Origin of the sequence: Pseudomonas sp. B111 (assembly GCF_026428275.1) — a bacterium.
GTDB classification, from domain to species: Bacteria; Pseudomonadota; Gammaproteobacteria; order Pseudomonadales; family Pseudomonadaceae; genus Pseudomonas; species Pseudomonas aeruginosa.
Genome location: NZ_CP097857.1, coordinates 1,960,233 through 1,972,819, shown reverse-complemented (window position 1 = coordinate 1,972,819; position 12,587 = coordinate 1,960,233). Strand labels below are relative to the sequence as shown.

At 65.9% G+C, this 12,587-nt stretch carries 13 protein-coding genes; 8 read left to right on the top strand and 5 right to left on the bottom strand.

What is annotated here, in order from left to right:
* The first annotated feature begins 91 nt into the window (after positions 1-91).
* From M6E97_RS09435 to M6E97_RS09410, 6 genes are all read left to right on the top strand, one after another.
* Complete coding sequence (locus M6E97_RS09435) at positions 92-403, top strand: DUF485 domain-containing protein (RefSeq protein ID WP_003091547.1); 312 nt, start codon at positions 92-94, stop codon at positions 401-403.
* On the top strand, positions 400-2,055 hold the full coding sequence (locus M6E97_RS09430; protein WP_003091546.1) for a cation acetate symporter: 1,656 nt from the start codon (positions 400-402) through the stop codon (positions 2,053-2,055). The genes M6E97_RS09435 and M6E97_RS09430 overlap by 4 nt, the downstream gene beginning before the upstream one ends.
* 89 nt (positions 2,056-2,144) lie before the next feature.
* Positions 2,145-3,944 carry a cyclic nucleotide-binding/CBS domain-containing protein gene (locus M6E97_RS09425; protein WP_003116398.1) on the top strand — a complete coding sequence of 600 codons (1,800 nt, stop codon included), beginning with the start codon at positions 2,145-2,147 and terminating at the stop codon, positions 3,942-3,944.
* Positions 3,941-4,567, top strand: a complete 627-nt coding sequence (locus M6E97_RS09420) for a 3'-5' exonuclease (RefSeq protein WP_033938790.1) — start codon at positions 3,941-3,943, stop codon at positions 4,565-4,567. Before M6E97_RS09425 ends, M6E97_RS09420 begins: the two co-directional genes overlap by 4 nt.
* A gap of 108 nt (positions 4,568-4,675) precedes the next feature.
* Complete coding sequence (locus M6E97_RS09415) at positions 4,676-4,834, top strand: DUF3309 family protein (RefSeq protein WP_003091542.1); 159 nt, start codon at positions 4,676-4,678, stop codon at positions 4,832-4,834.
* 314 nt (positions 4,835-5,148) lie between these two features.
* Positions 5,149-6,273 carry a GNAT family N-acetyltransferase gene (locus M6E97_RS09410; RefSeq protein WP_003091541.1) on the top strand — a complete coding sequence of 375 codons (1,125 nt, stop codon included), beginning with the start codon at positions 5,149-5,151 and terminating at the stop codon, positions 6,271-6,273.
* Positions 6,274-6,305: 32 nt separating this feature from the next.
* Here the strand turns inward: M6E97_RS09410 and M6E97_RS09405 are convergent, their stop codons facing one another.
* The 5 genes from M6E97_RS09405 to M6E97_RS09385 all read right to left on the bottom strand — a co-directional run bounded on the left by M6E97_RS09405 (position 6,306) and on the right by M6E97_RS09385 (position 11,056).
* The gene (locus M6E97_RS09405; protein WP_003091540.1) at positions 6,306-6,572 is read right to left on the bottom strand and encodes a DUF2790 domain-containing protein; all 267 of its coding nucleotides are present in this window, start codon (positions 6,570-6,572) and stop codon (positions 6,306-6,308) included.
* 281 nt (positions 6,573-6,853) lie between these two features.
* Positions 6,854-8,686 carry an ABC transporter ATP-binding protein gene (locus M6E97_RS09400; RefSeq protein WP_003091539.1) on the bottom strand — a complete coding sequence of 611 codons (1,833 nt, stop codon included), beginning with the start codon at positions 8,684-8,686 and terminating at the stop codon, positions 6,854-6,856.
* Between the two features lie 61 nt (positions 8,687-8,747).
* Positions 8,748-9,311, bottom strand: coding sequence for a peptidylprolyl isomerase PpiA (gene ppiA / locus M6E97_RS09395; RefSeq protein WP_003109185.1), 564 nt, complete (start codon positions 9,309-9,311; stop codon positions 8,748-8,750).
* Positions 9,293-10,120: an alpha/beta fold hydrolase gene (locus M6E97_RS09390; RefSeq protein WP_033938789.1), complete on the bottom strand. Its 828-nt coding sequence runs from the start codon at positions 10,118-10,120 to the stop codon at positions 9,293-9,295. The genes ppiA and M6E97_RS09390 overlap by 19 nt, the downstream gene beginning before the upstream one ends.
* Positions 10,121-10,126: 6 nt before the next feature.
* Positions 10,127-11,056: a LysR family transcriptional regulator gene (locus M6E97_RS09385; protein WP_003091534.1), complete on the bottom strand. Its 930-nt coding sequence runs from the start codon at positions 11,054-11,056 to the stop codon at positions 10,127-10,129.
* 199 nt (positions 11,057-11,255) lie between these two features.
* On the opposite strand from M6E97_RS09385, the gene M6E97_RS09380 reads away from it, so the two are divergent.
* Both M6E97_RS09380 and azoR3 read left to right on the top strand, forming a co-directional pair.
* Positions 11,256-11,573: a hypothetical protein gene (locus tag M6E97_RS09380; protein ID WP_003091533.1), complete on the top strand. Its 318-nt coding sequence runs from the start codon at positions 11,256-11,258 to the stop codon at positions 11,571-11,573.
* Between the two features lie 146 nt (positions 11,574-11,719).
* The gene (gene azoR3 / locus M6E97_RS09375) at positions 11,720-12,361 is read left to right on the top strand and encodes an FMN-dependent NADH-azoreductase AzoR3 (protein ID WP_003091530.1); all 642 of its coding nucleotides are present in this window, start codon (positions 11,720-11,722) and stop codon (positions 12,359-12,361) included.
* Positions 12,362-12,587: the final 226 nt, after the last annotated feature.

Sequence of the window (12,587 nt, the reverse complement as noted above, 5' to 3'; positions counted from 1 at the left end):
CTACGACTAAAGTCGTCTGGAGCGCTTGCACCAGCGTCCTACAGTGGATATCGACGACATTCCGCGTCACCCCGCTGTGAGGATAAAAACAATGAACGACAGCATCTACCAGCGGATTGATACCAATCCGCGCTTCAAGGAGTTGGTGGCCAAGCGAGAGCGTTTCGCCTGGATACTTTCTTCGATCATGCTTGGCCTCTACGTGATATTCATCCTGCTGATCGCTTTCCAGCCGCAGCTGCTGGGCGCGCGTATCAGTCCCGATTCGTCCGTGACCTGGGGTATCCCGATGGGTGTCGGACTGATCCTTGCCGCGTTCATCCTGACCGGCCTGTACGTGCGTCGCGCCAACGGCGAGTTCGACAGCCTGAACCAGGAAATCCTCAAGGAGGCGCAGCAATGATCGCTCGTCTCCTTGCCGCGCTCGGCCTTGCGGCCTTCGCTCCGGCCCTCTGGGCCGACGCGCTGACCGGCGACGTGCAGCGCCAGCCGCTGAACGTCTCGGCCATCGTCATGTTCGTCGCCTTCGTCGGCGCGACCCTCTGCATCACCTACTGGGCATCCAAGCGCAACCGCTCGGCGGCCGACTACTATGCCGCAGGCGGCCGCATCACCGGCTTCCAGAACGGCCTGGCGATCGCCGGCGACTACATGTCGGCGGCATCCTTCCTGGGTATTTCGGCGCTGGTCTTCACTTCCGGCTACGACGGCCTGATCTACTCGATCGGCTTCCTGGTCGGCTGGCCGATCATCCTCTTCCTCATCGCCGAGCGCCTGCGCAACCTGGGCAAGTACACCTTCGCCGACGTCGCCTCCTACCGTCTCAAGCAGAAGCAGATCCGCACCCTGTCGGCCTGCGGCTCGCTGGTGGTGGTGGCGTTCTACCTGATCGCGCAGATGGTCGGCGCCGGCAAGCTGATCGAGCTGCTGTTCGGCCTCAACTACCATGTCGCAGTGGTCCTGGTGGGCATCCTGATGGTGCTCTACGTGCTGTTCGGCGGCATGCTGGCGACCACCTGGGTGCAGATCATCAAGGCCGTGCTGTTGCTCTCCGGCGCCTCGTTCATGGCGATCATGGTGCTCAAGCACGTCAACTTCGACGTCAGCACGCTGTTCTCCGAAGCCATCAAGGTGCATCCGAAGGGCGAGGCGATCATGAGTCCGGGCGGCCTGGTCAAGGATCCGATCTCGGCATTCTCCCTGGGCTTCGCGCTGATGTTCGGCACCGCCGGGCTGCCGCACATCCTGATGCGCTTCTTCACCGTCAGCGACGCCAAGGAAGCGCGCAAGAGCGTGTTCTACGCCACCGGTTTCATCGGCTACTTCTACATCCTGACCTTCATCATCGGTTTCGGCGCGATCCTGCTGGTCAGCACCAACCCGGACTTCAAGGACGCCACCGGCGCCCTGATCGGCGGCAACAACATGGCGGCGGTGCACCTGGCCGACGCGGTGGGCGGCAGCCTGTTCCTCGGCTTCATCTCGGCGGTGGCCTTCGCCACCATCCTCGCGGTGGTCGCCGGGCTGACCCTGGCCGGGGCCTCGGCCGTCTCCCATGACCTGTACGCCAGCGTGTTCAAGGGCGGCAAGGCCAACGAGAAGGACGAGCTGCGGGTCTCGAAGATGACCACCGTGGCCCTGGGCGTGGTCGCCATCGTGCTCGGCATCCTCTTCGAGAAGCAGAACATCGCCTTCATGGTCGGCCTGGCCTTCTCCATCGCCGCCAGCTGCAACTTCCCGGTGCTGCTGCTCTCCATGTACTGGAAGAAGCTGACCACCCGCGGCGCCATGATCGGCGGCTGGATGGGCCTGATCACCGCGGTGGGCCTGATGGTCCTCGGCCCGACCATCTGGGTGCAGATCCTCGGCCACGAGAAAGCCATCTACCCGTACGAGTACCCGGCGCTGTTCTCGATGATCGTCGCCTTCGTCGGTATCTGGTTCTTCTCCATCACCGACAAGTCGGCGGCGGCCGACGAGGAGCGGGCGCGCTTCTTCCCGCAGTTCATCCGTTCCCAGACCGGCCTGGGCGCCTCTGGCGCGGTGGCCCACTAAGCGCTACGTGAAGGCGTAGCCCGAGGCGGCGGCCGGGTTTCCGGTCCGCCGCCTTTCGTTTCAGCGTCCCGGTCACAGCGAGATGAGCCATGCCTGACAGTTTCAACTTCGCCTCGCCGCCCTTCGACCAGTTGCGTCCCCATCAGCGCGAGACCCTCAAGCAGGCCCTCAGCGTAGGCTACTACGCGCCGGGGGAAACCTTGCTGGAGGCCGGTTCGGCGGTCCCCGGGCTGTTCGTCCTGCTCAAGGGCGTGGTCGAGGAGCGCGGCGACGACGGGCGGGTATTCGCCCAATACGCCGCGGACGACCTGTTCGACGTCCGCGGGCTGTTCTCCGGCAGCAGCAAGCACCGCTACCTGGCGATCGAGGAAAGCATCGTCTACGAGTTGCCGGCCAGTTGCTTCCACCAGTTGTGCGGGGAGAACCCGGGGTTCGCCCGCTTCTTCCAGGCCGACCTGGCGGCCAAGCGCCAGTTGGCCCAGCGCGACGGGCAGAACCTGGCCGAGTTCATCCTTACCCGCATCGCCCGCGAGCACTTGCTGCCGGCGCTGGAGGTGGAGGCCTCGCTGTCCCTCGGCGACGCCGCGCGCCTGCAATTGAGCCACGGCGCCGATGCCCTGCTGGTGCGGCTGGAGAGGGACGGGCCCGAGCTCGGCATCGTCACCCGCACCGACCTCATGAGCGCGCACTTCCGCGACGGGCGCAGCGAGCTGGAGGCGATCGGGCCGTTGGCCCATGGTCCGCTGGCCAGCGTCGAACTGGGCGATTTCCTGTTCGACGCGATGATCCTCATGACGCGCCAGCGTATCGAGCGGGTCGCGGTCACCGAGGACGGCCAGGTGATCGGCCTGTTGCACCTGACCCAGGTGCTCAGCCTGTTCTCCACCCATTCCCACGTCCTGGCGCTGCGCATCGCCCGCGCCGACGACCTCGGCGACCTGCGCCGCTGCGCGGAAACCCTGGACACCCTGATCGCTACCCTGGCCGGCAACGGTATCCGCCTGCGCTTCATCATGCAGCTGGTCAGCGCGCTCAACGAGCAATTGCTCGAACGGCTTTTCGAATTGTTGCTGCCGCCAACCCTGCGCGGGCGCTGCTGCTTGCTGGTGATGGGCAGCGAAGGACGCGGCGAGCAGTTGCTGAAGACCGACCAGGACAATGCCCTGGTCCTGGCCGACGATCTGCCGCAGGAACAGGCCCTGGCGATGATGCAGCGCTTCAGCGCGGCCTTGCTGGAGTTCGGTTATCCGCCCTGTCCCGGAGGGGTGATGGCCAGTCGGCCGGAATGGTGCAAGCCGCTGGCGGCCTGGCAGGCGGAGCTGCGCGGGACGCTGCTGGAGGGCAAGCCGGAGCAGCTGTTGCGCCTGTCGATCCTGGCCGATGCCTGGCCGGTGGCCGGTAACCTGCAACTGTTCGAGCCGTTGCGTCGGCAACTGCGCGGTTTCGCCGACGGCGGTGAGCGCTGGCTGGCGGATATCGCGGCAGCGGCCCTGCAATTCGATACGCCGCTGACCTTCCTCGGCCAACTGAAGACCCAGGACGCCCGCCTCGATCTCAAGCGCGGCGGGATCTTCCCCATCGTCCACGGCATCCGCACCCTGGCCCTGCGCGAAGGCCTGGAAACCCGCGGGACCCTGGCACGGATCGAGGCGCTGAAGCGACACAAGGTCCTCGAAGCGCGCCTGGCGGACGACCTGAGCGAGTCTTTCGAGCTGTTCCTGCAACTGCGCCTGACCCGCCAGTTGGCCGGCCAACGCGACGGTCGCCAGCAGGGCCTGGACGTCAGCGGCATGAGCCGCCACGATCGCGACATGCTGCGCTACGGCCTGCATGTGGTGAAGAAGTTCAAGCAGAGCGTGGCCCGTCAATTCCACCTGGAGACCCGATGAACACCATGGTCAAGTTGCCCGACAGCCGCTGGCCGGGCTGGCGCCGCCGGCTGTATTGGTGGATGCACGAGGCGGTCGAGGCGGAGGAAGTGATCTCCCTCGATCTCGAAACCACCAGCCTCGACCCGCGTCGTGCCGACATCCTCAGCATCGGCGCGGTGCTGGTGCGGCGCGGCAAACTGGTCATGGGCGAGCGCCTGGAACTCTACGTCGAGCCGCCGCCGAGCCTGGACGCGGAGTCGATCCGCATCCACAAGCTGCGCCGCGCCGACCTGGAGGGACAGTTGCAGCTGGAGCAGGCCCTGCGCCAGTTGCTGGCGTTCATCGGCGACCGGCCGCTGCTCGGCTACTACCTGTCGTTCGATGTCGCCGTGCTGAACCGGCACCTGCGCCAGCTCTTCGACCGACAGTTGCACAACCCTTCCATCGAGATTTCGTCGCTGTACCACCGGAAGATCAGCCGGCATTTTCCCGACGCACACATCGACCTGCGCTTCGACACCCTGGCGCGGGCCCTGGATGTGCCGGTCAGCGGTCGCCATACCGCCCTCGGCGACGCCCAGGCGGTGGCGCTGATGTTCATGCGCCTGCTCAAGGGGCCGGCGCCCAAGGTCATCCACTGAGGCTGGAGGGCGCGAATTTATTGAATCTTCGTTGCTCGGCGGGGGTCGAGAACTACAAGGGCGGAATCTGCCGCCCTTTGCCCCATGAGCCGAACAGGAGCGACGCCCATGAGTCTCGGTACGATTCTTCTGATCATCCTGATCCTGCTGCTGATCGGCGGCCTGCCGGTCTTTCCTCATTCGCGCAACTGGGGCTACGGACCCTCGGGGATCGTCGGCGCATTGCTGGTGGTGCTGTTGGTCCTGTTGCTGCTGGGCATGATCTAGGGCCCGACCGGGAATGCCGTCGTGGTTGTCCGCCGTCGCGACGGGTATCGGCGGATAACGCCTCCGGCGTTATGCGCCCTACGCGGAGGGTTTCCCTGCTTTCGCTCCGCCCTGGGGTAGGGCGAATAACCGCATCGCGGTTATCCGCCGTTGCGACGGGTATCGGCGGATAACGCCGTTGGCGTCATGCGCTCTACGTAGGATGGTTCGAAGCCTTCGCTTGGTGAAGGGCGGTTTCATCGCGGGGTCCGCCGGGCGCTTTTTTTCCATCGACCGGCTTCACTTGCCTTGCGTCTCGCGCCAGACTGGCGCGCATGCCGATCCAGACGCTCGCCACCCTTGCCGATATCGACGCCGCCGAGTGGGACGCCTTGTTGCCTCCCGCCCAGCCATTCCTGCGTCATGCTTTCCTGTCCGCGCTGGAAGACAGCCGCAGCGTGACGCCCGCCACCGGCTGGCGCCCGGCCCATCGCGTGCTGCGCGATCCGCAAGGGCGCCTGAGCGCGGCGCTGCCGGCCTATGTGAAGGCGCACTCGTACGGCGAATACGTGTTCGACTGGAGCTGGGCCGACGCCTGCCAGCGGGCCGGTATCCGCTACTACCCGAAGCTGCTGGTAGGGGTGCCCTTCACCCCGGTCGCCGGTGCGCGCCTGCTGGGCGAGGACGAAGGGTTGCAGGGGCTGCTCGCGTCCCTTGGCGAGGAGGCCGAGGCGAGCGGTCTGTCGAGCATCCATGTGAATTTCACCGACGCCCGGGCGGACACCTTGCTTGCCGCGCGTGACGGTTGGCTCGAACGCCTGGGCTGCCAGTACCACTGGCACAACCGCGGCTATCGGGACTTCCAGGACTTCCTCGAGGCCCTCAGTTCGCGCAAGCGCAAGCAACTGCGCAAGGAGCGCGAACAGGTCGGCGGACAGGGCATCGAGTTCGAATGGCGGGAAGGCGGCCAGTTGTCCGAACTGGAGTGGGATTTCGTCTATCTCTGCTATGCCAACACCTACCTGGTGCGCGACCGCGATCCCTACCTGAGCCGCGAGTTCTTCGGCCTGCTGGCCGAGCGCATGCCGGAGGCGATCCGCGTGGTCTTCGCCCACCAGCGTGGCAAGCCGGTGGCGATGGCGTTCAGCCTGGTCGCTGGAGACACCCTGTACGGGCGCTACTGGGGATGCCTGGCCGAGTTCGACCGGCTGCACTTCGAGACCTGCTTCTACCAGGGCCTGGAATTCGCCATCGGCGCCGGCCTGGCGCGCTTCGACGCCGGCGCCCAGGGCGAACACAAGCTGATCCGCGGTTTCGAGCCGGTGCTGACGCGCTCCTGGCACTACCTGGCGCATCCCGGTCTGCGCGATGCCGTGGCGCAGTTCCTCGAACAGGAGCGGGCGGGAGTGCGCGCCTACGCCGAGGAGGCCCACGGCCTGTTGCCCTACCGCCAGGCCTGAAGGGGGCCGGAACGATAGGGCGTGGCGTCCGCTCAGCCGTTGCTGGTGCTGCCGCCCCATTCGAGGAAGCGGATCTTGTGCAGCTCGCCGCTATGGTCCTCGTAGACCACGGTCACCGGCACTACGCCGGTCCTGGTCGAATTGTCGGTACGGTGCAGGACATTCTTCACGTCCAGTTGCATGCCGTAGTGGTATTCCTCGACCGGCAGGCCGCGGCCCGGGTCCTTGTCCACGTCCTGGGCGAAGGCCATGGGGGCGAGGCTGGTGATGACGGCGGACACGACAGAGGCAAGTTTCATTCTGTGATTCTCCGTAGCGATGGGGCGAAACCCCCGGTACCGAGCACTGGCATCCTTGGTCGTCCGTGGCCGACGCCAGGTGGACGGGGACGATGCGGCAGGCGTCGGGATCGAGCCGGGGCACGGGTTCGATAAGAACACCGTTTCGCTGGCGGAAAAAATCGAAGCGCGTGTTAGTCGAGATCGACGGCGGTGATGATTGCCGCGCAAAGGCCCGTTGCAGAGCCTTTGACAAGGTCACCCAGGCCGGGCGGCGCGAGCCGCCGCCCGGTGCCGAGGCTTCAGTCGACGCCGACGAAGCCGCCGGTCTGGTGTTGCCAGAGGCGCGCATAGAGGCCGCCATGGGCGAGCAACTCGGCATGCGTGCCGCTTTCAGCGATGTGGCCCTTGTCCAGCACCACCAGGCGGTCCATGCGCGCAATGGTCGACAGGCGGTGGGCGATGGCGATCACCGTCTTGCCCTGCATCAGGGTCTCCAGGCTTTCCTGGATCGCCGATTCGACTTCCGAGTCCAGCGCCGAGGTCGCTTCGTCGAGGATCAGGATCGGCGCGTCCTTGAGCAGCACCCGGGCGATGGCGATGCGCTGGCGCTGGCCGCCGGAGAGCTTCACTCCGCGTTCGCCGACATGGGCGTCGAAGCCGCGGCGGCCCTCGGCGTCGCTGAGCAGCGGGATGAACTCGTCGGCGCGAGCCTTGCGCACCGCTTCCATGAGTTCCGCGTCGCTGGCGCCGGGCCGGCCGTAGAGCAGGTTGTCGCGGATCGAACGGTGCAACAGCGAGGTGTCCTGGGTGACCATGCCGATCTGCGCGCGCAGGCTTTCCTGGGTCACCCCGGCGATGTCCTGGCCATCGACCAGGATGCGTCCGCTCTCCAGGTCGTACAGGCGCAGCAGCAGGTTGACCAGGGTCGACTTGCCGGCGCCGGAAGGTCCGACCAGGCCGATCTTCTCGCCGGGCCGGACCTTCAGGTCGAGACCCTGGATCACGCCGCTGCCCTTGCCGTAGTGGAAGGCGATGTGCTCGAACTCCACCTCGCCGCGCTCTACCCGCAGCGGCTGGGCGTCCTCGCGGTCGACCACCTTGCGCGGCAGGGCGATGGTCTGCATGCCATCCTGGACCTGGCCGATGTTCTCGAAGATGCCGCCGACCACCCACATGATCCAGCCGGACATGTTGTTGATGCGGATCACCAGCCCAGTGGCCAGGGCGATGGCGCCCACCGAGATCAGCTCCTGGCTCCACAGCCACAGGGCCAGGCCGGTGGTGCCGGTGATCAGCACGCCGTTCATCACCGTGATGGTCACGTCCATGGAGGTCACTACGCGCCCGGCGCGTTGCGACTTGAGGGTCTGGTCGCCGATCGCTTCGCGGGCGTAGTCCTCTTCCTGGCGGGTGTGGGCGAACAGCTTCAGCGTGGTGATGTTGGTGTAGCCGTCGACGATCCGCCCCATCAGCTTCGAGCGCGAATCCGAGGCCTCCACCGAGCGGCGCTTGACCTGGGGAACGAAGTAGGCGAGGGCGCCGACGTAGGCGAACACCCACAGCACCAGAGGGATCATCAGGCGCCAGTCGGCCTCGGCGAACAGCACCAGGGCGCTGACGGTATAGATCAGCACGTGCCAGAGGGCGTCCACCACCTGCACCGCCGAATCGCGCAACGAGTTGCCGGTCTGCATGATGCGCTGGGCGATGCGTCCGGCGAAATCGTTCTGGAAGAAGCCGAGGCTCTGCTTGAGCACGTAGCGGTGGTTCTGCCAGCGGATCAGGTTGGTCATGCTCGGGTTGATGCTCTGGTGCACCAGCATGTCGTGCAGGGCGTTGAACAGCGGGCGCAGGACCAGCGCCACCACCGCCATCCAGATCAGTTCGTTGGCGTGCACGCGGAAGAATTCCGCGCTGGGCGTGCTCTGGGCGAGATCGACGATGCGACCGAGATAGCTGAACAGCGCCACCTCGATCAGCGCGACGATCAGGCCGACCGCCAGCAGGGCCAGGAACACCGGCCAGACCTGGCGCAGGAAGTAGACATAGAAACGCAGCACTTCGCTGGGCGGCATGCGTTCGGAAGCACTGCGGAACGGGTCGATCAGACGTTCGAAACGACGATAAAGCATGATGGCTCTTTCTGGAGCGGGCCCGTCCTGGGCCCGCCGGATCAAGCCCCTGCGGCTGGACTCAGAGGCGTTTGGCGGACAGGATCACCACGTCGTCGCTCGGCACGTCGGCGAAGCCGTTGCGGCGGGTGGTGGGAACCTTGGCGATCTGGTCGACCACGCCCATGCCACGCACCACCTTGCCGAACACGGCATAGCCGAAGTCGCGGGCACCATGGTTGAGGAAGTCGTTGTCGGTCAGGTTGATGAAGAACTGGCTGGTGGCCGAATCGACCACGCCGGTGCGGGCCATGGCGAGGGTGCCGCGCTCGTTGAGCAGGCCGTTGTCGGCCTCGTTCTTGATCGGTGCGCGGGTCTTCTTCTCCTGCATGCCGGCGCTGAAGCCGCCGGTCTGCACCATGAAGCCCGGGATCACGCGGTGGAACAGGGTGCCGTCGTAGTAGCCGCTGTCGACGTACTCGAGGAAGTTCTTCACGCTGATCGGCGCCTTGGTCGGATCGAGTTCTACCTCGATCTCGCCGAGGCTGGTGGCGATCAGGACGTGCGGCTTGGCGGCAGGCGTGGCGGCCAGCAGGGAACCGGCGAAGAGCAGGGTGCAGGTGGCGATCAGGAGACGTTTGAGCATGGTTGTTCCTTGGTTTTATCGATATCGGCGAGGAAGCCGAGCAGGGTGGTGTTGAAAATCTCGGGTTGGTCCATCGGCGTGGCGTGGCGGGAGTCCTCCACCACCACCAGGCGGGCGTCGGCGATCCGCTCGCAATAGGCCTGCTTCAGCGATACCGGCGTGTAGTCGCGATCCGCGCTGATCACCAGGGTCGGACAGGCGATCTCGGCCAATCGTTCCTGCACGCCCCAGCCGATGATCGCGTCGAGGCTGGCCAGGTAGGCGTGCTTGTCGTTCTCCGCCCAGCGCGCCTCGATCTTTTCTCGCAGCCCGGCCTGTTCCGCCTTGGGAAACAACAGCCGGCCGAGGGCGCGGCCGATGGTCCGCAGGCTGAGCAGGCGCGAGAGGAGCCTGCGCTTGGCCACTTCCAGGTGTTCGCGGGGCTTGCGCGGGATGACTTCCGGAGTGCTGTTGACGATGGTCAGGCTGCGCAGCAGGTCGGGGCGGTCGCAGGCCAACTGGAAGCCGATCATCCCGCCCATGCTGATGCCGACCAGGTGCACCGGGCCGCAGCCGAGCCGGTCGAGCAGCGCCGCGCAGTCATCGGCGAAGCCGGCCATGCTGTAGCCGCCGCGCGGCTTGCCGGAGCGGCCGTGGCCACGCAGGTCCGGGACCAGCAGGCGGTAGCGGCCCAGCAGGGCCGGCAACTGGTATTCCCAGTCGCGGGCGCTCGAACCCAGACCGTGCAACAGCAGGACCGGCGCGCGCTCGGCGGGTCCGGGATGGTCGTCGTAGACGAGGGTGCAGTCGCGGTGCTGGAAGTCAGGCATCTGCGTTCACTCGGCGGCCGGTTCGGGCGCCGCGAAGGGCGCGTTGAGCGGTACGTTGGCGAACGACTTGAGCATTTCCATGAGGATCTGGCTGGCCGGGCCGAGCGGCTTCTCCTTGTTGGTGTAGAGGTAGAAGCGGCTCTGCCGCACGCCGCCCTGGCTCAGCGGCAGCGGCTTGAGTTGGCCGCTCTGCAGTTCGCGCTCGATGATGTGTCGCGGCAGCCAGGCGAAGCCCAGGCCGTTGCCGACGAAGGTCGCCGCGGTAGCCAGGCTGCCCACCGTCCAGCGCTGTTCGGCGCCGAGCCAGCCGTGGTCGCGCGGCTGTAGCCGGCCGCTGTCGCGGATCACCACCTGCATCTGGGTTTCCAGGTCCTGGTGGGTCAGCTCGCGTTGCAGGCGGTGCAGCGGATGGTCGGGGTGGGCCACGGCGACGAACTCGACCACGCTGAGGTCGGCGCCGAGGTGGCCGGGAATGATGAGGCCGCTGATCGCCAGGTCGGCGGCGCCCTGGATCAGCGCTTCCTCGACGCCGGAGAGCACTTCCTCGCGCAGCAGCACGCGACAGCCGCGGCTCTGCGGCATGAAGGCGGACAGCGAGCGGACGATCCGCGCGGTGGGGTAGGCGGCGTCCACCACCAGACGCACCTCGGGCTCCCAGCCCTGTTCCATGTGGTGGGCCAGTTCCTCCAGTTGCCCGGCCTGCTTGACCAGTTGCCGCGAGCGGCGCAGCAGCACTTCGCCGGCCTCGGTCAGCACCGCCTTGCGTCCGTCGATGCGCAGCAGCGGCACGCCGAGCTGTTCCTGCATGCGCGCCACGGTATAGCTGATCGACGATTGCGAGCGGTGCAGGGCTTCCGCGGCCTGGGCGAAGCCGCCGTGGTCGACCACCGCCTGCAGGGTCCGCCATTGGTCCAGGGTTACGCGTGGCGCTTTCATTTCCGCCTCCTCGAATGCAGGGATGCCTCGCCGGCGTTTCCGCGGCCGGCAGGCGATGACGAGTGCGCCGGAGGGGCGACTTCGCTTATCGTGTCGTCGGCATCCTGTACGGGATGGCTGTCCATTCTCTTGACGTACGGGATGCCGTGGTTTTCAGGGTGTTGCCATTTTTCCATCTGTCGCTACCGGGAGTCCGGCCATGAAAAGGCTTTGCTGTTTCGCACTATCGCTGCTGCCCCTGTCCGCTTTCGCCTATCCGATCGAGGTCGACCCGCAACTCAACGGCACCGAGGTCTCCTACAGCACCCAGGACATCGGTCGCGACATGGGCGCCATCCTCCTCACCAACCTGGGTGGCCAGGCGGCGGAATGCACGGCGGTGTTCCGCAACGGCCCGGAGACCCCGAAAGTGCGCAAGGGCGTGATCCAGCCCGGGCAGAACAGCAACTTCACCGCGCAGTTCGGCCGCGACATCATCAAGTTGCGGATCAAGCTGACCTGCAAGATCGCGAAATAGAGCGTTCTCTCACCGAAAGACTAGGTGTTGCCTGTTTATAAATCAATATGGTCGATATTTAACAGCGGTTTTTTCAACTTTTTAATCGATTAATCATTCTCTACCCTCACCTTCATCGTTGTATCGCAGTGGGTGGAGGTCGAGTCATGTCCCGTGTCCTGGTTATCGAGAGCAGTGCCCGCCAACGGGGCTCGGTTTCCCGCTTGCTGACGGCGGAATTCATCTCCCACTGGAAAGCCGCGCATCCCGCTGATCGCTTCCAGGTCCGCGACCTGGCGCGCGAGCCGCTGCCGCACCTCGATGAATTATTGCTGGGAGCCTGGACCACCCCCTGCGATGGCCATAGCGCTGCGGAAAGGCGCGCCCTCGAGCGTTCCAATCGCCTGACCGAGGAGTTGCGGATAGCGGACGTGCTGGTGCTGGCGGCACCGATGTACAACTTCGCCATTCCCAGCAGCCTGAAGAGCTGGTTCGACCATGTGCTGCGCGCCGGCCTGACCTTCCGTTACGCCGAGCAGGGGCCGGAAGGCCTGCTACAGGGCAAGCGCGCCTTCGTTCTCACCGCCCGCGGCGGAATCTACGCCGGCGGCGGTCTCGACCACCAGGAGCCCTATCTGCGCCAGGTGCTGGGCTTCGTCGGCATCCACGACGTCACCTTCATCCACGCGGAGGGCATGAACATGGGCCCGGAGTTCCGTGAGAAAGGCCTGGCGCGAGCCCGCGAGCGGATGCTGCAGGCGCTGGAAACGAACACTTCCCTTTGCGTCCCTCTGCCAACGCTCCGGTGATTGGACGCAGCACCCGGTCGAACCCCTTCCCCCCGCGTGTTCGACCGGGTTTTTTTATTTCGCGATGGTTCCAGGCCCCGGATTCCGGAGCGCAGAGAGTCTGGCAGGGGCTTTCGCGCTGGCGTTGTCGCATCGACACGGGTGAACGGCGCCAGGGGGCAGCGGGGACTGTTGCAAGGAGGACGGTGAACCCTGCCCGCAGAATGCTGTTGGCGGGCCGTGCATT